This is a genomic window from Aminobacter sp. P4_D5 (genome assembly GCF_056401815.1).
On sequence record NZ_JBFUIP010000100.1, the window covers coordinates 1 to 20411 of the forward strand.

General features: G+C 62.4%; 17 protein-coding genes. 14 read left to right on the plus strand and 3 right to left on the minus strand.

All coding sequences use genetic code 11. From position 1 onward, the window contains the following. The 11 genes from AC1DWF_RS20050 to AC1DWF_RS20100 all read left to right on the plus strand — a co-directional run. Positions 1-319: hypothetical protein (locus tag AC1DWF_RS20050; RefSeq protein ID WP_476841970.1), on the plus strand; the 319-nt coding region annotated here is incomplete at its 5' end. 14 nt (positions 320-333) lie between these two features. Continuing rightward, entirely contained in the window at positions 334-1200 is an 867-nt protein-coding gene (locus AC1DWF_RS20055; RefSeq protein ID WP_476788850.1) for an ABC transporter substrate-binding protein, read from the plus strand. Positions 1201-1268: 68 nt separating this feature from the next. Beyond that, positions 1269-2192: an amino acid ABC transporter permease gene (locus AC1DWF_RS20060; RefSeq protein ID WP_476841971.1), complete on the plus strand. Its 924-nt coding sequence runs from the start codon at positions 1269-1271 to the stop codon at positions 2190-2192. Then, the gene (locus AC1DWF_RS20065; protein ID WP_476841972.1) at positions 2189-2992 is read left to right on the plus strand and encodes an amino acid ABC transporter ATP-binding protein; all 804 of its coding nucleotides are present in this window, start codon (positions 2189-2191) and stop codon (positions 2990-2992) included. Before AC1DWF_RS20060 ends, AC1DWF_RS20065 begins: the two co-directional genes overlap by 4 nt. Positions 2993-3214: 222 nt before the next feature. Next, a complete protein-coding gene (locus AC1DWF_RS20070) occupies positions 3215-6694 on the plus strand; it encodes an indolepyruvate ferredoxin oxidoreductase family protein (protein WP_476841973.1) in 3480 nt (1159 codons plus the stop codon). Between the two features lie 295 nt (positions 6695-6989). After that, on the plus strand, positions 6990-8081 hold the full coding sequence (locus AC1DWF_RS20075; RefSeq protein WP_476788854.1) for an ABC transporter substrate-binding protein: 1092 nt from the start codon (positions 6990-6992) through the stop codon (positions 8079-8081). Between the two features lie 103 nt (positions 8082-8184). Beyond that, the gene (locus AC1DWF_RS20080) at positions 8185-9078 is read left to right on the plus strand and encodes a branched-chain amino acid ABC transporter permease (RefSeq protein ID WP_476788855.1); all 894 of its coding nucleotides are present in this window, start codon (positions 8185-8187) and stop codon (positions 9076-9078) included. Beyond that, complete coding sequence (locus AC1DWF_RS20085; protein WP_476786668.1) at positions 9071-9964, plus strand: branched-chain amino acid ABC transporter permease; 894 nt, start codon at positions 9071-9073, stop codon at positions 9962-9964. The genes AC1DWF_RS20080 and AC1DWF_RS20085 overlap by 8 nt, the downstream gene beginning before the upstream one ends. Then, positions 9957-10718 carry an ABC transporter ATP-binding protein gene (locus AC1DWF_RS20090; protein ID WP_476786667.1) on the plus strand — a complete coding sequence of 254 codons (762 nt, stop codon included), beginning with the start codon at positions 9957-9959 and terminating at the stop codon, positions 10716-10718. Before AC1DWF_RS20085 ends, AC1DWF_RS20090 begins: the two co-directional genes overlap by 8 nt. Next, a complete protein-coding gene (locus AC1DWF_RS20095) occupies positions 10715-11470 on the plus strand; it encodes an ABC transporter ATP-binding protein (RefSeq protein ID WP_476804305.1) in 756 nt (251 codons plus the stop codon). The genes AC1DWF_RS20090 and AC1DWF_RS20095 overlap by 4 nt, the downstream gene beginning before the upstream one ends. Before the next feature lie 33 nt (positions 11471-11503). Next, positions 11504-12304 carry a maleate cis-trans isomerase family protein gene (locus AC1DWF_RS20100; RefSeq protein ID WP_476788857.1) on the plus strand — a complete coding sequence of 267 codons (801 nt, stop codon included), beginning with the start codon at positions 11504-11506 and terminating at the stop codon, positions 12302-12304. Between the two features lie 70 nt (positions 12305-12374). Here AC1DWF_RS20100 and AC1DWF_RS20105 read toward each other — a convergent pair whose 3' ends face one another. The 3 genes from AC1DWF_RS20105 to AC1DWF_RS20115 all read right to left on the minus strand — a co-directional run bounded on the left by AC1DWF_RS20105 (position 12375) and on the right by AC1DWF_RS20115 (position 16465). Then, complete coding sequence (locus tag AC1DWF_RS20105) at positions 12375-14570, minus strand: esterase-like activity of phytase family protein (RefSeq protein WP_476788858.1); 2196 nt, start codon at positions 14568-14570, stop codon at positions 12375-12377. Between the two features lie 239 nt (positions 14571-14809). Beyond that, entirely contained in the window at positions 14810-15595 is a 786-nt protein-coding gene (locus AC1DWF_RS20110) for a GGDEF domain-containing protein (RefSeq protein ID WP_476788859.1), read from the minus strand. 156 nt (positions 15596-15751) lie between these two features. Then, positions 15752-16465 (minus strand): thermonuclease family protein, encoded by a 714-nt coding sequence (locus AC1DWF_RS20115; RefSeq protein WP_476788860.1) that lies wholly within the window; start codon positions 16463-16465, stop codon positions 15752-15754. 243 nt (positions 16466-16708) lie between these two features. On the opposite strand from AC1DWF_RS20115, the gene AC1DWF_RS20120 reads away from it, so the two are divergent. The 3 genes from AC1DWF_RS20120 to AC1DWF_RS20130 form a co-directional block, all read left to right on the plus strand. Beyond that, on the plus strand, positions 16709-17638 hold the full coding sequence (locus AC1DWF_RS20120; protein WP_476785562.1) for a transglutaminase-like cysteine peptidase: 930 nt from the start codon (positions 16709-16711) through the stop codon (positions 17636-17638). A gap of 336 nt (positions 17639-17974) precedes the next feature. Then, the gene (locus AC1DWF_RS20125) at positions 17975-19414 is read left to right on the plus strand and encodes a TolC family protein (protein ID WP_476841975.1); all 1440 of its coding nucleotides are present in this window, start codon (positions 17975-17977) and stop codon (positions 19412-19414) included. Positions 19415-19445: 31 nt separating this feature from the next. Next, positions 19446-20411: ABC transporter transmembrane domain-containing protein (locus tag AC1DWF_RS20130; RefSeq protein WP_476841974.1), on the plus strand; the 966-nt coding region annotated here is incomplete at its 3' end.

Below are 20411 nucleotides of genomic sequence, written 5' to 3' on the forward strand. Positions count from 1 at the left end.
CAATTGCCTCGCTCAGCATCTTCATGACCTTCGCCGCGATCCTGATCATCGACCGAACGGTCGGGCTCAGATCGTTGCGCTTCTGAAATGGTTGCGCCTGGCCGCTGTATGCTGGAAAACTGCCATGTCCGGCGCGATTTATCTGTTCGGGCAGGGGCGCTCGCTTGACAATTCATCGGCGGTAAAAATACATTTCAATATCAGAATTGGTTCTGACGTGACGCCCGCCAAACAAGAAGAACGCTCTGCGCCGTTCGAGGGGAAAAGGTCGCCACGAGGAAGAAGCCAGGGGCAGCAGCCACCGGTCGTCCCAGCATAATGAGGAGGGTTAAAGTGCATCATCTTTCGCTTCTGCGCGGCGCAAAATTTGCCGCAATCACCGTCACGGCCCTGATCGCTGGCGCCGGCACGCTCGCTGCCGCCGAACTGCCGAAGTCGCCGGAGGTCAAGGAGACCGGCAAGCTGATCATGGCCAATACGCTCGAATACGCGCCGTTCGAGTTCATTGCCGAAGACGGCAAGCAGGTCGGCATCAATATCGAACTCGCCCAGGAAGCTGCCAAGCTGCTCGGCGCCGAGCTTGAGGTCACCCGCATCCCGTTCCCCTCGATGGTGCCCGGCCTGGCAGCAGGCCGTTTCAAGGTCGCCTGGGAAACCTTCGCTGCGACCGACGACCGTTTGAAACAGGTCGACTTCGTCATGTTCATCAAGTCGGGCATCGTTGCTTCGACCACGCCCGACAAGGCAGCTTCGTTTCAGGGCGAAAACAATCTCTGCGGCAAGCGCGTCGGTGTTATCGGCGGCGCGGTTTCGGACTTCATCGCCGACCGTCTGAATGAGGAATGCAAGGCCAAGGGCAAGCCGGAACTCGTCAAGAGCATCTTCCCTGAAGGCAAGGACATCATCCAGGCCGTGCTCTCAGACCGTCTCGACGCGCGCCTCGACGACGCCACCGCCTCGGGTTACTTCGAAGTCACGAGCAAGGGCCAGCTGGTGGTCGTACCCGGCCTCTATGACGTCGCACCGCTTGGCATCGCCATCCCCAAGGGCGACAAGGAAACCGCCGAAATGCTGAGTGCCGCGCTCAACGAGATGATCAAGAACGGCACCTACAAGACGATCATGGCCAAGTATGGCATGACCAGCGCGATGATCGAGGAAGCCTACGTCGTCGATGCGGCCGACAAGATCCGCAAATAATTGACCTGGCCCGGCGAGGGGTCCTGCGCCTCTCGCCGGCCACCTAACTTTTTCAAGAGGGCGGCTGAATGAACCGGGCCGAAACGCAAACACCGCCACCGGAGGCGCTGGTCGTCGTTCCGCTGCGCCATTATGGCCTGTGGGTCGGCACGGCTGTCACGCTGGTCATCCTGGGCCTGGTGCTGAAGGCGCTCGCCACCAACCCGGCCTTCGACTGGCCAACCGTCGGCAAATATCTGTTTCATCCCTCGATCATGCGCGGTCTCGGCCAAACGCTGCTTTTGACGGTCACCATCATGGTGCTCGCCGTCATCATCGGCACCATCGTCGCCATCATGCGGCTGTCGCCGAGCCGCATCCTCAACGCCTTCGCCAGCGCCTATATCTGGTTCTTCCGTGGCGCGCCGGCGCTGATCCAGCTGATCTTCTGGTTCAACCTGTCGCTGATCGTGCGCGAGTTTTCGCTGACGCTGCCATTTGTCGGCACGTTGTTTTCGGTCAAGACCAACGACGTCATGACCCCCTTCGTCGCTGCCGTCATCGCTCTGTCGCTGCATGAAGCCGGCTACATGGCCGAGATCGTACGCGCTGGCATCAATTCAGTGGCATCAGGCCAGACCGAAGCCGCCGGCAGCCTCGGCATGAACCACCGGCTGATCCTGCGCCGCATCACGCTGCCCCAGGCAATGCGGTTCATCGTTCCGCCGACCGGCAACGAAACGATCAATCTGCTGAAGACCACGTCGCTCGTGACCATCATCGCCGTCAACGACCTGCTTTATGCGGCGCAGAGCATCTATGCCCGGACCTTCGAGACCATCCCGCTGCTGATCGTGGTGGCGTTCTGGTACCTGYTCGTCGTCACCATCCTGTCGATCGGCCAGCACTATATCGAGCAGTATTACGGCAAGAGCGACCAGCAGCAGGGCGTGTCGATGGGCGGGATGCTCAAGCGCGCCTTCAGGTTCGGACGGGTGGCACAGCCAGCATGACATCGAAAGCAGAAAACCAGGCCCGCTTCGGCGTTCCCCAAAACTCCATGGTGTTTGCGCGCGGCGTGCGCAAATCCTTTGGCGCTGTCGAAGTGCTGAAAGGCATCGACCTCAACGTCCCAACCGGTTCGGTCGCCTGCGTCATCGGCCCGTCGGGCTCGGGCAAGAGCACCTTCCTGCGCTGCATCAACCATCTCGAAGAGGTCAGCGGCGGCGTGCTTCTGGTCGACGGCGAGTTCGTCGGCTACGATTTGCGTCACGGCAAGCTCTACGAGGTCAACAACAAGCTCCTGTGCCAGCGTCGCGCCGACATCGGCATGGTGTTCCAGTCGTTCAACCTGTTTTCGCACATGACAGCGCTCGAAAACCTGATCGAGGCGCCCATCATGGTAAAGGGCTTGTCCAAGGCCGAAGCCAAGGACAAGGCCTACGCACTGCTCGAACGTGTCGGGCTTTCGGCCAAAGCCGACGCCTATCCCCGCCAGCTCTCCGGCGGACAACAGCAGCRCGTGGCGATCGCCCGCGCGCTGGCGATGAACCCCAAGGTTCTGCTGTTCGACGAGCCGACCTCGGCGCTCGATCCGGAACTTGTCGGCGAAGTGCTGGTGGTCATGCGCGATCTGGCCGAAAGCGGCATGACGATGGTCGTCGTCACCCACGAGATCGGCTTTGCCCGCGAAGTCGGCGACCAGCTGATCTTCATGGATCGCGGAGTCGTCGAGGAGCGCGGTGAACCCAGGGAAATGATCGCCAACCCGCAATCGCCGCGCACACGGGAGTTTTTGTCTCACGTGCTGTGAAGCGGCAGCGTCAACTGCTGGAAAACGGAAAAGGGCTCGGCATATGCCGGGCCCTTTTTGTAGGCTCGCGTGCGTTAAAAGAGTGCCGTCGCATTGCGGTTGCCTGCTCGACATCGATTGACGGACCAATGTGTATACAGTAATGGATAGACAAGAGAGCAAACTTGCTCTCGCATGTCAGTTCCGTTCTGGCCGTGCCCGGGCGGAGTCCAGGAGATCCAGATGGCCGATCCGGCAGTTTCGCTCGACGACAAGTACCTGCTGGACGACGGGCGCATTTTCGTGACCGGCACCCAGGCGCTGGTGCGCCTGCCGATGGTGCAGCGCCGGATTGACCGCGCCGCCGGCCTCGACACGGCGGGCTTCGTCACCGGCTATCGCGGCTCGCCGCTCGGCGGCATCGACCAAGCATTCGGTCAGGCACGCAAGTTTGCCGAAGCCAATGAGATCCGTTTCCAGACCGGGCTCAACGAGGACATCGCCGCGACCGCCATCCTCGGCACCCAGCAGATCAATCTGATGGAGAAGGCCAACAAGCAGGGCGTCTTTTCGATGTGGTATGGCAAGGGCCCCGGCGTCGACCGCTCGGGCGATGCCTTTCGCCACGGCAATCTCGCAGGCTCTGCGCCTTTTGGGGGCGTCCTGCTGCTCGCCGGCGACGACCACACCTGCAAATCCTCGACCACCTCGCACCAGAGCGAATATGCGCTGATGGACGCGATGATCCCCGTGCTCAACCCGGCCGGCGTGCAGGAAATCCTCGACTTCGGCCTCTATGGCTGGGCGCTGTCGCGCTATTCCGGCTGCTGGACAGCGCTCAAGCTGATCGCCGAGACTGTCGATTCCTCCGCCTCGATCGTTGTTGCCAGCGACCGCATCGCTTTCCACACACCAGGCGATTTTGAGATGCCGGCCGGTGGGCTCGGCATTCGCTGGCCCGACAGCCCGCAGGAGCAGGAACGGCGCCTCCACAATCTCAAGCTGCCGGCGGCCCTCGCCTTTGCGCGCGCCAACCGCTTCGACCGCGTCGCACTCGGCGGCCCGCGCCGTCGCCTCGGCATCGTCACGACAGGCAAGTCTTATCTCGACGTGCGCCAGGCGCTCGACGAACTCGGCATCTCCGAAAAGCGCGCCATCGAGCTTGGCCTCTCAGTCTACAAGGTCGGCATGGTCTGGCCGCTGGAGCCCGAAGGCATCTCAGCCTTTGCATCAGGGCTGGAAGAGCTTCTGATCGTTGAGGAAAAGCGCCCGCTGATCGAAGGCCAGGTCAAGGACATCCTCTACAACATGCCGGCCGAGCGGCGGCCGCGCATCTTCGGCAAGCGTGATGGCGAAAACCGCATCGTCTTGCCGGCGCATGACGACCTCACCGCAATCCAGATTGCCAGGGCGATTGCCGCGCGCATCCTGCCCTTCATCGAAGACAGCGAGTTGATCGAGCGCATCGGCAAGCTCTCCGACATCGACGGCGCCAAGCTTGCTAGCCTCGCGCCTGTCCAGCGCACGCCCTATTTCTGCTCGGGCTGCCCGCACAACACCTCGACGCGTGTGCCCGAAGGCAGCCGCGCGCTGGCCGGCATCGGCTGCCACTGGATGTCGCAAGCGATGGACCGCAACACCGCGACCTATACGCATATGGGCGGGGAAGGGGCCAACTGGATCGGCCAGGCGCCATTCGTGCCGACACGTCACATCTTCCAGAACCTCGGCGACGGCACCTATTTCCATTCGGGCCTGCTCGCCATCCGCGCGGCGGTCGCAGCCAAGGTCAATATCACCTACAAGATCCTGTTCAACGACGCGACGGCGATGACCGGCGGCCAGCGCCATGACGGCACGCTCAACCCGCAGCGCATCACCCACCAGCTTCGTTCCGAAGGCGTCGAGCGCATCGCCGTGGTCTCCGACGACATCGAGAAATACCACGGCCAGGAGCCGTTCGCGGCCAATGTCACCATCCACCACCGCGACGAACTCGACGCCGTGCAGCGCGAACTGCGTGAGATCGAAGGCGTATCGGGCATCGTCTACGACCAGACCTGTGCCGCCGAAAAGCGCCGCCGTCGCAAGCGCGATCCCAAGCCGCGCGTCGAACGCCGCGTCATCATCAACGAGCTGGTCTGCGAAGGTTGCGGCGACTGCTCGAAAAAGTCGAACTGCCTGTCGGTGACGCCTGTCGACACCGAATTCGGGCGCAAGCGCCGCATCGACCAGTCGTCCTGCAACGAAGACTTCTCCTGCGTGAAGGGTTTTTGCCCGTCCTTCGTCACCGTCGAGGGCGTGAAGCCGCGCCGCCCCAAAAACATCGACCCCAGGGCGATTGCCGCCCGGCCGATCGCCGAGCCAGCACCGTTTGAACTCACCACACCCTGGAACGTGCTGGTCACCGGCGTCGGCGGCACCGGCGTCATCACCATCGGAGCCATCCTCGCCATGGCGGCTCACCTCGAAGGCAAGGGCTGTTCGACGCTCGACATGGCCGGCATGGCACAAAAGGGCGGTCCGGTGACGACGCATCTGCGCTTTGCACCGACGCCAAACGATCTGCATGCGGTGCGCATCTCATCGCGCTCGGCCGACGTCGTGCTCGGCTGCGACCTTGTGGTTGCCGCCGGCAAGGAAGCGCTCAGTGCCATCTCCAATGGCAAGACGCGCGTCGTGCTCAATTCCGAGGAGACCATCACCGGCGCATTCATCCGCGACCCCAATTTCCGCATCCAGGGACTTGGGTTGGCGGGCGTCGTCAAGGATATCGCCGGCGCGGATCAGGTTGAGACCATCGCCGCCACCCAGATCGCCACGCAGTTGCTGGGCGACTCCATCGGCACCAACCTGTTCATGGTCGGTTATGCCTGGCAGCGCGGGCTGATCCCGCTGGCCTCGGCAAGCATCGACAAGGCCCTTGAGCTCAACGGCGCGGCGGTCGAGATGAACCGCACCGCTTTCCGCCTCGGCCGTCTTGCAGCTGCGGACCGTGCGGCCGTCGACGCCTTGCTGCCCAGGACACAAGTCAACTCACCGCTTGGCCATCGTGTTGCGTCGCAGTCGCTCGACGAGGCCGTGGTACGTCGCGTGGCTTTCCTCACCGCCTATCAAAGTGCTGCTTACGCCGGTCAATACCGCGCCTTCGTCGCCAAAGTGCGCGCCCGCGAAAAGTCGGTGGCAGGTGTTGAAGGCAAGCTCTCCGATGCGGTCGCCCGCTACCTGTTCAAGCTGATGGCCTACAAGGACGAATACGAGGTGGCGCGGCTTTATTCCGACGGCACGTTCCGCAAGCAGCTGGCCGATACCTTCGACGGCAAGGGCAAGCTGACCTTCCACCTGTCGCCGCCGCTCTTGGCCAAGAAGGATCCCAACACCGGCGAACCGGCCAAGATGACCTTTGGTCCCTGGATGCTGAGCGCCTTCGGGGTGCTGGCGAAGTTCAAGCGCCTGCGCGGCACCGCACTCGATCCGTTCGGCTACAGCACTGAGCGCCGCACCGAACGCGCACTGATCGTGGAATACCGCGCCCGCGTCGAGCGCCTGCTTGCAAGCCTGACGCCGGACAAGCTGGCGACCGCCGTAGCGATTGCCGAAGTGCCGGAAGAAATTCGCGGATACGGACACGTCAAGGAACRCAACCTCGAGCTGGCGCGTGTCAAATGGACATCGCTTGAACAGGCCCTCGACCAGCGCCCATTGGCCATCGCCGCCGAATAGTTTCGGCCCCGGCTCGATCGCAACGGGCCGGGCTGTTCATTCACCTTCAGAAACGCACTATTCCGCGTCCGAAACAAGGGCGCTGAAGCGCTTCGTGTGTGCTTGTGCGCTGCAGCACAATAGTCCCTTAGAAAGCCCGCAAAACCGGGCTTCTCAGCTATCTTGCAGATAAAATAACAAGTGCATCATTATGTGTATTCACTTCTTAAAAATTCTGTGTCTACATGTTCGCAATAAAGAGGGGATCGGGCGCCACGTAGCGGCCCGGCCGACAACGAAACAAATGGAGATGAAAATGCACAAAGCCCTACTGGCTGCCGCTTGTCTTGCGCTGAGCAGCCTGCCTGCATTGGCCCAGGAAGTCGTCCTTGGCGCCGTGGTGCCGCTGTCTGGCGCGAGCGCGACGCTCGGCGACGACCAGCGCCGCGGCATCGAGCTTGCCGTCGACAAGATCAACGAGAAGGGTGGCGTGCTCGGCGGCAAGAAGCTGCGCGTCATCATCGAGGATTCCGGTGGCCGCGCGCCATCCGCGCTCGACGCCGCCAAGAAACTCGTCACCGTCGACAACGTGCCGGTGGTGATCGGCGAATACTCCTCCGGCATCACCATCCCGGTCGGCCAGTATCTGGTCCAGGAAGGCCGCGTGCATCTCAACATCGGCTCGTCCAGCGGCAAGATCCGCGGCCTCGGCGACGGCTCGTTCTCGCTGATCGGCCTCGACAACGTATCCTCGGGCTTCGCTGCCCAGGACGTGGTCGACAACAAGTGGAAGAAGGCGGCGGTGATCGTGCCGAACAACGCCTACGGCCAGGGCGTCGCCGAGCAGTTCCAGAAGGCATTTGCGGCACTTGGCGGCGAAGTCGTCACCACCGTGATGTACACCGAGGGCCAGACCACCTATCGCCGCGAACTGCAGCAGATGGAGCGCAGCGAGCCCGACGTCTATGTCTATTCGGCCTATGGCAAGGAAGCCGCGACCATCAACCGCGAGTCCTTCGAGCTCGGCATCAACTCAACGCCCTGGTACGCCATCTACCTGTCGATGTGCACCTCCGACGCCGACCCGAAATTCGTCCAGGGCCAGTATGGTCTCGATCTGAACTACATCGGCCCCGATGGCGCGGCTTATGAAACCGCCTACAAGGCCAAGTACAACGAGCCCTTCAAGACCAGCTTCAACGGCTATGGCTACGACGCCGTCATGATGGCCGCTGCCGCCATCGAAAAGGCCGGCTCTGCCGAGCCCAAGGCGATCAGTGCCGCGCTGAAAGAGATCGGCAACGGCTACAAGGGCGCCACCGGCGACATCACCTTCGATGCCGACCGCCAGCGTTCCAAGCAGCCCTATCTCAAGCTGAAGATCGAGGACGGCGTCCAGCAACGCTAGGGTCTCGACCCTCATCCTCTCGGCAGGCCGGAACTGGCGTCCGGCCTGCCTTTCCGCACCAGCGCAGCCGCTGTGTGATGAAGTCCCCTTACGAGAAAAGAGCATGGTCCAGTTTGTCGTCGACGTCCTGATCCGCGCGGTCGACCTGGCGCTGATCGCCATAGGGTTGAGCAGCGTCTATTCGCTGATCCGCTTTCCCAATGTAGCGCTTGTGCAATATGCGACGACCGGTGCGCTTTTGGCGCTTGGCCTGCAGATGGCTGGCCTGCCGCTGGTGGTTGCGGCCATCGCCGCTTGCGCCCTTGTCGGCATCATCGCGGTTGTGCTCAACGTCGTTGTTTTCGAGCGCCTGCTACGCGCCGGCTCGGCCATCGCCATGATCGGCTCGCTGGCGCTGTCCATGGTGTTTTCGGCGATCTTCCTGGTCACCGCCGGCCCCAGGCCCAAGCGCTTCGAGCTGGAGATCAACCCGCCACTGCGTTTCTTGGGTGCACGGCTGACCGAGCATCAGCTGATGTCGGTAGGCATCAGCGCGCTCGCCATCATGGTCTTCGCGCTCATCCTCTTCCGCACCGACCTCGGCCGCTGCATGCGCGCCACCGCCACCAATTCGGTGCTCGCCAGCGCCACCGGCATCGACACGCGCAAGGTCACCAACACCGTCGTCTTCCTTTCGGGCGTGATGGCGGCACTCGGCGGTATCGGTCTGTCGGTCAAGGGTGAGATGAGCGCCCAGCTCGGCCTCGACATGCTGCTGCCGGTGTTTGCCGCCGCCATCCTGGGCGGGCTCGGCAATGCGCTTGGTGCCGCCGTCGGCGCAGTCGTCATCGCCGCTGCCGAAACCATGGTCACCAATGTCAATTTCGGGCCGCTGTTCGGCGAATCCGTGCTGTTCATTCCCGCCGCATATGCCACCGCCGCGTCCTTCCTGCTGCTTGTCGTCGTGCTTCTGATCAAGCCCTACGGCCTGTTCGTCTCGGAGGTGAAGCGTGTTTGAGTTCCTCATCCATGTCGCGATCATGGCCTGCCTCTACGGGCTGTTGTCACTCAGCCTCAATCTGCAGGTCGGCTTTGCCGGGCTGGTCAATTTCGGCCAGGTGATCTTGTTTGGCTGCGGCACCTATGGCGCGGCCATCGCCTTCTCGCACCAGCTCGGCCCGGTCGCCGGCATCGCGCTCGGCATCGTCTTCGCCGTGGTGGTCGCTGCTGCCTTCGCGCGTCTCGGCCGCAATCTCGGTGCCGACTATTGGGGCATCGCCACGCTTGCGGTCGCTGAAGTGCTGCGCATCCTCGCCAACAACGAGGCCTGGCTGACCGGCGGCGCGCAAGGCGTCGGCGGCATCCCGCTTTTGTTCGGCGACATGCCGCGTCCCTTGGGCCCGCTGATGACGCTTGGCCTGTGCGTTCTCCTGCTGCTCGCCGCCTGGTGGCTGTGCCAGCGCCTGACCACCAGCCGCTACGGGCTGGCGCTCAAGCTGATGCGGGAAGAGCCGCAGCTTGCCGCGTCGCTCGGCTATGACCTGGCAGCGCTCAAGACGCAGACGCTGATGGTCGCAGCCGTCCTGGCCGCCGCCTCAGGCTTCGTCTTTGCCCACTACATCACCTTCGTCGGCCCCGACCAGTTGGTCAGTTCCGAGACCTTCCTGATCTGGGCGATGGTCATCATCGGCGGCTCTGGCAACCATCTCGGCGCCATTGTCGGCGCGATCCTGATGCAGTTCCTGTTCGCCTTCGTGCCGTTCGTGAAGGACGCGCTTGGCCTGCCGTCGGAATATGTCGCGGCCATGCGCCTGACGCTGGTAGGCGGCGGCCTGCTCGCCTTCCTGATGTGGCGCACGCAGGGCCTGATCCCCGAACGTATCGGAGGCAAGCAAAATGGCTGAGGCTGTCCTGACCGCCGAGCGCGTCGCAAAGGCCTTCGGTGCCCACAAGGTGCTGAGCGACGTGCGCTTTCGCATCGGCGCCGACGAGATCGTCGGCCTGCTAGGGCCAAATGGCTCGGGCAAGTCGACCCTGCTCAACATCGTCTCGGGCTTTTCACGCCCCGATGCCGGCGATATCCTTTTCCTTGGCAAATCTGTTGCCGGCATGCCTTCATACAAGATCGCCCGCCAGGGCCTGGTCCGCACCTTCCAGTTGCCGTCGATGCCGCACCGCATGACCGTGCGCGAAGTGCTGCGCGCGGGATCGCGTGACGGGGCAGGGCTGCTCGACGCCTTCACCGGCAAGGGCAGCGACGACGCCGAGGCCGAGGAGCTGATCGAACAGTTCGCGCTCGCGCCTGTCGCCCACCAGCCGGCAAGCTCGCTGTCGGGCGGCCAGAAGAAGCTGCTCTCCATCGCGCTCGCCTTGCGCACCAGGCCGAAGCTGCTCTGCCTCGACGAGCCGACGGCGGGCGTTCATCCGCAGCTGCGCAGTCGCATGGTGGAGCTGCTCAAGGCGTTCAACAAGCGCGGCGTCGCCATGCTGGTTGTCGAACACGACATGCATTTCATCCGCGAATTATGCAGCCGCTGCATCGTGCTCGACCGTGGCGAAATCATCGCCGATTGCGCCCCGCGCGAACTCACCGAAAACGAACGCGTCGTCGAGGCCTATCTCGGCAAGTCGGTCGCCAAGCAGAAGGTGTCGGCATGATCCGCGTCAACAAAGTGCGCGCCGGCTATGGCGACGGCCCCGACATCCTGCAGGGCATCGACCTTACGGCTTCCGGCGGCGAAATCGTCACCATTCTCGGTCCCAATGGCTGCGGCAAGTCCACGCTGCTGAAATGTATCGCCGGTTTCGTCAGGCCGCGCGGCGGCGCAGTCGAGATGGAGGGCCGCGATGTCAGCGCGGTTGCCGTGCACGACAAGGTCAAGCACCATCGCATGGGCTTTGTGCCGCAGACCGACAATGTGTTTTCGACGCTGAGCGTTGCCGACAATATCCTGCTCGGCGCCCGCCATCTGCCGGTGGCCGAACGCAACGAGCGTTATGCCGAATTGATGGGGCAATATCCTTCGCTGGCCTCAAAGCAGGAGCGCAAGGCGTCGGCCTTGTCGGGCGGCGAGCGCCAGATCCTTTCATTGGCCCGCGCCCTGATCTCCAACCCCAAGGTGCTGCTGCTGGACGAACCCTCGGCGGGTCTGTCGCCTCTGATGATGCACGATGTGTTTGCCGCGATCGCCGAGATCCGCGACCGCACCGGCATGTGCATCGTCATGGTCGAGCAGAACGCTTTCGAAGCACTCAGTGTTGCCGACCGCGCCTATGTGCTGTCGCTCGGCAAGGTGGCGATCGAGGGCAAGGCAGCAGACCTGCTGGCCGATCCCGCGATGCGCCATCTCTACCTCGGCGGCGAGCCCCCGGCCGCCGAGCCTCATCCCCGGCTCGCGGCAGTCAGCTGACGCAGCACCTCCCCAGACATAGAAGGGCAAATCATGACCATGGCTGCACAGCCGGCCGGCCAGGCCGGTCTCGTTTCGAACATCGAAAACATCCCGTTCGACACCGACAACGGCATCGGCCAGACGGCCAATCTCGGCCTTCTGGTGCTGCGCACCGACCAGACCATCGAGGACGAATTCCGCTTCGCCTTGCCTGAAGGAGTGGCGCTTTATGAGGCGCGGCTGCACTCGCCGGTCGAGATCACGCCTGACAATCTGCGCAAGATGGAAGCCGACATCCCCGGCACCGTCGGCCTCTTGCCCGACGTGCGCTTCGACGTGATCGGTTTCGGCTGCACCTCAGGCGCGCTGGTGATCGGCGAAGCCCAAGTTGCCAAGCGCGTCCGGGAAGTCATGCCCGAGGTAAAGGTCACCGATCCGGTGACCGCAGCGCTCGCAGCCTTCAAGGCGATGGGCGCCAAGAAGATCGCGCTGCTCACGCCCTATATAGCCACCATCAACCATTCGCTGCGCGAAGCCTTCATGGCGCGCGGGCTTGAGATCCCGATCATGGGCTCGTTCAACGAGCCGGACGACAATCTCGTCGCCCGCATCACCACCGAAGCGATCGAAAAGGCCATCCTCGACGTCGGCTCGTCGGACGAATGCGAGGCGGTGTTCGTCTCCTGCACCAGCCTGCGTGTCGCCCGCATCGCCGAGCGGGTCGAAGCCAAGCTCGGCAAGCCGGTGACCTCGAGCAACCATGCCATGGCTTGGCACATGCTGCACCTCGGCGGCTATGACAAGCCGATCGAAGGCCTCGGCAAGCTCTATCGGACACCGCTGGCAGGCTGATTGCTGGACTTCCAAATGCAAAAGCCGCGGCGTCACCGCCGCGGCCCTGCTTTGTTCAGTTTCGCGCCGCTCAGTTGATGGCAGCGATGTTGCCCAGACGCAGAAACAGCGTCTCGCCGGAGGAACCGTCGACACCGTCATTGTCGGTGACGACAAAAGCCTCGCCCGATGCGTCGATGGCGAAGCCCTCGACCTTGTCGACGACATAGCCGTTTGTCGCCGCCTTGAGGTCCGGCAGCAGGTCGCGAACCAGCGCCTTTTCCACCAGAGGCAGTTCGCCTCCGAGCTTGGCCGGCTTGAAGCCGTCGAGTGCCACCGCATAGATGCGCTTGTTCCTGGCTTCCTGGGAGATCAGATTGTCGCGCTCGATGACGAACAGCTTGCCGTCCTGGGCTGATATCTCCGACAGGCCGACCCAGCCCCTCTCGGCAGCGTCGAGCGGATAACGCACCGCCGACCACTCCTTGTCCTTGGGCTTGTAGGCCAAAAGCTTGACCTGACCCTTGGGATCGTCGGCCCATTCTCGCTGGATCGCCATGACGAGCGTCAGGTCGTCGCCTTCGCCAAGCGCGGTGATGCCTTCGAGACCGTAGCGGGTCTCATGCGCCAGAAGCTCGGCCGGGAAGGCGATCTCTTCCTTGATCTCGCCCTTGGCGTTGACGTTGTAGATGGCGTGCGGAACGAGCTTGTCCGAACGGCCTTCCGACGCCAGCCAGAAACCGCCCTTGCCGTCGGCAACGACGCCTTCGAGATCGAGCTTTTGCGCAGGCTGACCGTCACGGGTGACGATCATCTTTTCCGTGATCAGGGCAGGGGTCTTGGTCGTGTCGATGGTGAAGATCGCCGGGGCCGAGCGGTAGACCGAGTCGGAGACGGCATAAAGCTTGCCGGCTTGCTTGGGATCGGCCGCGAGACCCGAGAGAGCGCCCCAGCCAAGTGGCGTGCCGTCGTCCTTGAAGCTCGAAGTGATCTGCGGGTAGGCGGCTTTAGCTTCGCCGAGTTCGTAGACCATGACATGCGAACGCGCGAGCCCGTCTTCGACAAGGTCGGTTTCGTTGGCGGTGACCAAAAGGTTGCGCTGCGGGATGGCAACCAGGCCTTCCGGGCCGATGCCCGAAGGCAGCAACTGGAGGAATTCGGGCGCGGCACCGGTGTCCTTGTAGACACCGATCAACGAGGCGCGTTCGGCGGCGACGAAGATCAGCTTCTGGTCGCCGAACGTCGCGAATTCGAGGCCTTCCGGCTCGATGCCCTTCTTGTTGCGGGCGTCGGGATAGTGGCCGGCAGAGGCCGCCTGATACTCGAAGGACGGGCCGGATTCATAAAGCACGTCGCCAGCCTTGGAGAAGGTGGTGAAGCCGCGCGCGCCGCCCTTGTAGTCGCCCTCATTGGCAACGACGAGGCGGTCATTGTCGAGCCACTTCACAGCGTCGGGTTCGCGCGGGGTGTTTTCGACCGTGCCGGTGAAATTCAGCGCGCCGTCCTTCTTGGTATCGACGTTTTCGAGCGTCACCTCGCCCGCAGGGAAATGCGCAACGATCTGGGCCGTCGCGGCATCGACAATGGCGATGTGGTTGTTTTCCTGCAGCGTGACGGCGATCTCACCCTTGTCGTTGAAGGCGACGAATTCCGGCTCGGGATCTTCCGGCGCAACAGTCGCGATGCCGGTCAGGTCGACGGTCTTGATCGAGGCGCAGTCGGGTGCGCCGTCCTTGAGGGCGACGATCTTGAGGTTGCCAGCTGGCAACTGCGGCAGGGCACCGTCATTCAATTCTTCGTCGCGCTCGTTTTCGATGGCCACGGCGAGGAATTTTCCGTCCTTGCTGAGCGCCACCGAGTCAGGCTGGCCGCCGAGATCGCATGACGCCTCGATCGCCTTGGAAGCGAGGTCGATGATCGTGAGGTTGCCCGAAGGCTCCTGCTTGCTCTTGGAGGTGTTGACACCGGCCAGCACCTTGTTGCCGGCAACGATCACCGAGGTCGGCTCGCCGTCGATCTTGACGATGCCTGCGGCCTTCGGCGCCTTCGGATCGGTGATGTCGATGAAGCCGACCGCACCCAGCGGGCTGTCGGAATAGACCAGCGTCATGCCGTCTTCGGTCGCCGCGATGATTTCCGACGAGGTCGGGGTCGCCGCGTCGACATCAGCGGGCAAATTGGTGGCGACGGGGAAAGTGGCGATACGGTTGAACGCCTGGCCGGCATGAGCGGGGAAGGCCGCTGACGCTGCGAGCGCGGTCGTCAAAAGCAGGAGCTTGCGTGACATGGAAAACCTCTTTGCCTGAACGGAATTGCGGGTTCCGTTTGGGGCAACGAGATTTCAGCGCGATGACAGCTGGATGATGGTTTCGTGACAGTGCCCAGGCAGCCATTTGCCTGCACGCCGGCTGGTGTTTCGACCAAGGCCCGTGAACGCCCGCGTGGCCTGTCTCTTCAGAACGAAAAAACAAAGCCGCGCAGCAAGGCCGCGCGGCTCAAATATCTCAAAGCTGCCTCAAGGCGGGCTCAGGCGTTGAGGCCGGCCCTTTCGTCATTGCTGGAAAATTCGGCGAACTCGACGCGATTGCGGCCGCGTGCCTTGGCCTCGGAGAGGCGTCCGTCGGCCTTGCGGAACATCTCGTCGAATTCGAGCTGATCTTCAAACAGGACAGCGCCTACGCTCACCGTCAGCGGGCAATTGCGTCCGCCCGGTTCAAGGATGGTGTCGGAGATCGAGCCGCGGATGCGTTCGGCGACACGCTCGGCATTTTCCTTGGTGGCCCCAGGCAGGAACACGCCGAACTCCTCGCCACCGATGCGGCCGACGAGATCGCCGGTACGTACGGAAGACTTGATGGCGCCGGCGACGATCTTCAGCACTTCATCGCCCCAGGCATGGCCGAACCTGGCATTGATCGCCTTGAAATCATCGACATCGACAACCAAAAGCGCACCCTGCCTGCGTCCCGAACCAGCCGAACCGCTGCGGAATGCATCGATCAGGCTCGCGAAAACACCGCCATTGAGCACCGAGGTCAGCGCATCGACCGAAGACAGCCGGCTGACTTCGGATTTCAGTGCGCCGAATTTGCGCCGTTCATTGGCGACAATGGCAAGCAGCGGAGCGGCGACCACGCCGGCAACAACCCCGGCGCCGACCACGGCGCGCCAGAAGATGCCGTCCGCCTGGCCATGAAACAGGACTGCCGCAGCTCCTGCGGCGACCGCAACGCAAGCGGTCGCACCCAAAAGCGCATAGCGGGCGACTGGTGCCCAGCTACGCCCTGCATTTCCTGTACCCAAATTGTCCACGCCAGATCCCTCCGCTCTCATGTCGAACCGATCTACCCGTGGAGAATGAAACATTCCTTGTGCGAATGCGAACAGTTTGACGAATACCGCAGAAATTCGACGACTTTCCCGATTTTCACGATCCCGAAGCCCTTGGCGCGCCGCGGTTTGCCCTTCTCACCCCGGGGGGCCGAACATACCCATCTTGGCCTTCCGCGCGACCTCCTCGGCCTTTTCGTAGCCGCCGCCTGATATGGCGTACGCCCAGCCGTTGGAGACCAGCCACGCGCCGACATCCTGCTTGCCGAGCCTGCAGGCGGCAGCCACGGCTTGCCTTTCGGCCGGCGGAAACACCTGGCACAAGGGCGCCCGGCCGCGCAGCCAGTATCTAAAGGCAAGCATGGCCCGCTCGCCGCAGTTCCACGTCGCACCCTCGAACTCGCATGTCTGATCGGGACTGAGCCCCTCGGTGCCGGCAATAAGGATCGTGTAGCCCATCGACTGGAACGTGGCCGAGGACGTTACCGCTGGACGATAGAGAAGCGTGCCCTCCCAATCGTCTGGTGCAATCGGCTTGGGTGGCGGGGCGAGCCCCAAGTCGCCGAGCGGAGGTCTCGCCTCGACGCGTTCCAACGTCTGGCCAGCAGCTTCAGGCGGTACGACGACATCGGGGGCAATCGCTCGTGTCGCGTCGCGCTTTGTCGCTCCCAGGTCTCCGAAGGCGACACGAGGCTTGTTTGTAGAGTCGGCAGATATGGCGCCTGGTGAATCGGCTTCGAAAATCGGCTGTTGTGGTGTATAAACACTGCCCTGTGCAATGACGACCAACGCAACCGCGCCAATCGCGGCGAGCGCAACCAATTGAACAAGAATTGCACGCCGCGAGGTCACGTCGCTTTCGCTCTCACACAACACTGCACAACGTCCTGACGGCGCGGCAAAGCATTTCACCATCGAACAGATGGATATGGATTGCATGGCAGTGCCAGTCTTGGAAGAGACGCAGTGTGAACGTCGAAAAATTGCGTAAAATTTTCTGAAAAGTATATCTCGAAGATTATACTGCAGTTACCCGTGTTTATTTCCGATAATTTGAGATGATGTTGTTAGCTTCCATCAAAATAGGTGGGCGCGATGAAAGCAACAGCGAGCAACGTTTCGAAACTCGGATTGAAGAGCCTTGCAGCGGCAGCGCTTCTCGTTGCGGCGTTCAACGGAGCCAGTGCAAGCGAGCGAATTGATGTGGCGTCGCTGACAGTCACCCAGACTCACGCCGCGCCGCTTCTCGGCGGCTTGCTGCTTGTCGAACCTGCAGCACCTACAGCCGCCAAGCCCTTCCAGTTCGGGCGGGATTTCGACGGCTACGGTCTTGCCTTGCGCAGCACGCCCGATAACGACGCCGCGGCTGCAGGTATCGACCAGATGAAAACAGCTGCCATCATTCCCGGCGTGTTCGGTTCGGTTGCTATTCCGATGCGCAATTTCCCTGTCGCGGGGCGCTGGGCCAAGGTCTATCGCCAGATCAGCGACTGCGCTGATCAGGCCGCTTGCGGCAAGAACGGCGCAATCCTTTCAGCGCTGGCCGTGCGTAGCCGCGACGGCAAGTTCCTCGACAAGCTCGTCGCCGTGAACCGCGCGGTGAACACGATGATCGCCTACCGCAAGGATGAGGCGGTCTACGGTAATCTCGATTACTGGGCGAAGCCCGCGGAAATACTTTCGCGCGGTGCTGGCGACTGCGAAGACTTTGCCATTCTCAAGATGGCGGCGTTGATCGAAGCCGGCGTGCCGGCGCAGAGCATGTCGCTTGTGGTGTTGCAAGACAGCAGCCGGGGCGTCTTCCATGCCGTTCTCTCGATTGCCACCCAGAGTGGAACCTTCATTCTCGACAATTTGAGCAACGATGTCCTGCGCGACGGCGCGCTGAAGAGCTATGTTCCGCTTTATTCCTTCAGCACCGATCGTGCCTGGATCCATGGCGCGAAACCCGGCTCGGAACAAATCGCGGCTGCAACAGGCAGCTTTGCCGCAATCGCGCCCGGCGAGGGCCCGCTGCCGCAATAAAGTGACTGCAAAGCGGCCAGGCACGGGCTGGCGCATGGCGAATCGACGGACACTGAACCCACGGCAATTGCAGGTTGACCCGCCGCCTCGATCCGCGAGGTGGCATCGTCAGTGCAAAACCTGTGTGCTGATCGTGCCGCGGCAGCTTTAGCAGCCAGAAATGTAGCATTTTTGCATCAGTGCTTTGGCCAAATCACTTGAATCGCTGGATTCAGAGTAGGGGCATTAAATTTACTGTCGATTTTCTTCCGCTACTGGATAATTGCTCCTAGTGGATGGGTTTGGGATTTCGGCTGCTGCGGGGCACCGGAAGGTTGTGGGGGAATGTTTATGCCGATGCGTCTCGGACGACTGGCGATGCGGCTTGGGGTATTGCTGACGGCAACCATGCTGTCGGGCAATGGCGCCAACGCGCTGACGCTGACGGAAGCGATGGCGGTGGCCGTCGAATCCAACCCTGAGATCGGCCAGGCCATCGAAAACCGCGAAGCGATCGAATTCGAGCTGCGCCAGGCGAAGGGGCTTTACCTTCCGAGCGTCGACTTCGAAGCATCGACCGGTGCGCGCCGGCTCGACAACTCATCGCGGCGCGCCCTTTCGATTGAAGACGACAGTCTGTACCCGTCAGAAGCGGGTGTGGTCGTGACGCAGAAACTGTTCGACAATGGCGCCCGTCGTGCCGAACTGTCGCGCCAGGCCTCGCGTGTCGATGGTGCGTCCTTCCGCGTGCTCGAACGCTCCGAATTCATCGGGCTTTCGGTCGTCCAGGACTATCTCGAATATATGCTGCAGGCGCAGATCGTTGGCGACGCCAAGAGGAACCTCGGTGTCCACCAGTCGATCCTCGGCGACATCCGCGAAGGCATCCAGGGCGGCGCCCTGACCGATGCCGACCGGCAGCAGGCCGAAGAACGGCTTTATGCCGCGCAGGCCCGTTTGCAGGAAGCAAACGAAGAGCTGGAAGCAGCAAAGATCAGGTTCTACAAGACTGTCGGCAAACCGCTGACAAGCCCATCCAAGCCTGGCTCCGTAGCCAAGGCGTTGCCCCGCTCGCTTGACGACGCGATCGGGCTTGCCCGTCGCAACAATCCACGCGTTCATATGGTCAGCAGCGACATCGACGCTGCCGCTTCGCTCGTCGATGCGGCGCGGGCCAAATACGGGCCGGAAGTCGTAGCAGAAGGCCGGGCCCGCGTCGGTACCGATATCGACGGCGACAGCGACGATACCAACGACCTGCAGGCCCGCCTGGTGCTGCGCTGGAACCTCTATCGCGGCGGCATCGATAAGGCCAACGAGCAGGAACATATCCGGCGCGTGAGCGAGACGCGGCTTGCACTTAATCAGGTCCAGCGTGAGGTCGATGAGGCCGTGCRCATTTCGTGGGAACGTCGCTTCCGCCAAGCCGAACTGACCAAGACGCTGCGCCTGCAGACGGCTGTCAACGACCGGCTCGTCGTGTCCTATCGCGAGCAGTTCAAGGTCGGCCAGCGCTCGCTGCTCGACGTGCTCGATGCGCAGAATACGCGCTTCAATTCCGAAACCCTTGCCAACACCGCGGCTTTCGCATCATTGTTCGCCGAATATCGCCTCCTGGCAGCAACCGGCCAGCTGTTGACGACGATGGGCATAGCGCCGGCAAAGCAGTCTACCGCCTATGCCCGCAACGAGTTCAACGTGCCAGCGACAGCCGATACCGACACCTATGCGCGGACGCCTTCGGAGCAGGTAAACAATATGCCGTTCGACCTCCTGGCCCCGGTCAGAAAGAAATAGGGTGGCTGCCTGACGGCAGCCCCCGCCCGTCATGAACCAGCAGATTCATATCCAGACGCCGGTAGAAGCGTTCAAGTCCTGCTTTTCAGCGGTTGCTGCCTATCTTGGCCGCCCGAGCGCTGAAACAGTGCTGTTTTCCGGCGTGCCGATCTCAGCGACGCGGATAGAGGTGCAGGAAATCAGGCACCTCGCCGAGCGCATCGGCCTGGAAACGACGGAATTCGAGCATCGCGACTTCGCACGCGGCCGCTTCGACCTGCCAGCGATCATATTCCGCCCCAACCGCTTGCCCATCGCCATTCTGGCGGAGCAGCGCGACGGCGCCGAGTTTCTGACGGGCCCTCAGGAAGACGGGCGCACATCAATCTCGCGCGCCGAGTTGATGGCTACACCGATTGCCGGAGGCGTCGGCTTTTCGATCACCTATGCCAATACCGCCGAGGACATGAATGTCGGCAATGCCGCCAGGATCGAACGGCCGCACTGGCTGTACGGCACGCTGGGCATGTTCTGGCGCTCCTACTCGCGCGTGGCGCTGGCAGCGATCTTCATCAACCTTCTGGCGATTGCCTCGCCCATTTTCACGATGAACGTCTACGACCGCATATTGCCCAACAAGTCGATCTCGTCGCTTTGGGTTCTGGCGATCGGTGTGTCGACCGCGATCCTGTTTGACCTGCTGCTCAAGACGGCGCGCGCAGCCCTCATCGACCATGCCGGTCGCAAGGCCGACCTGCGCATCTCCTACATGCTGTTTGAGAAGGTGTTGAACACCTCGCTCAGCGCGCGCCCCGCATCGACCGGCGAATATGCCAACCGTGTCTCGCAATATGAATTCGTCCGTGAATTCTTCACCTCGAACACCGTCAGCACCTTCATCGATACGGCATTCGTCTTCATCTTCTTGCTGGTGATCTACGCGATTGCGGGCTGGCTGGTCATTGTGCCGATCATCGCCTTCATCGCGGCGGTCATCATTGGGCTCGTGGCGCAGCAC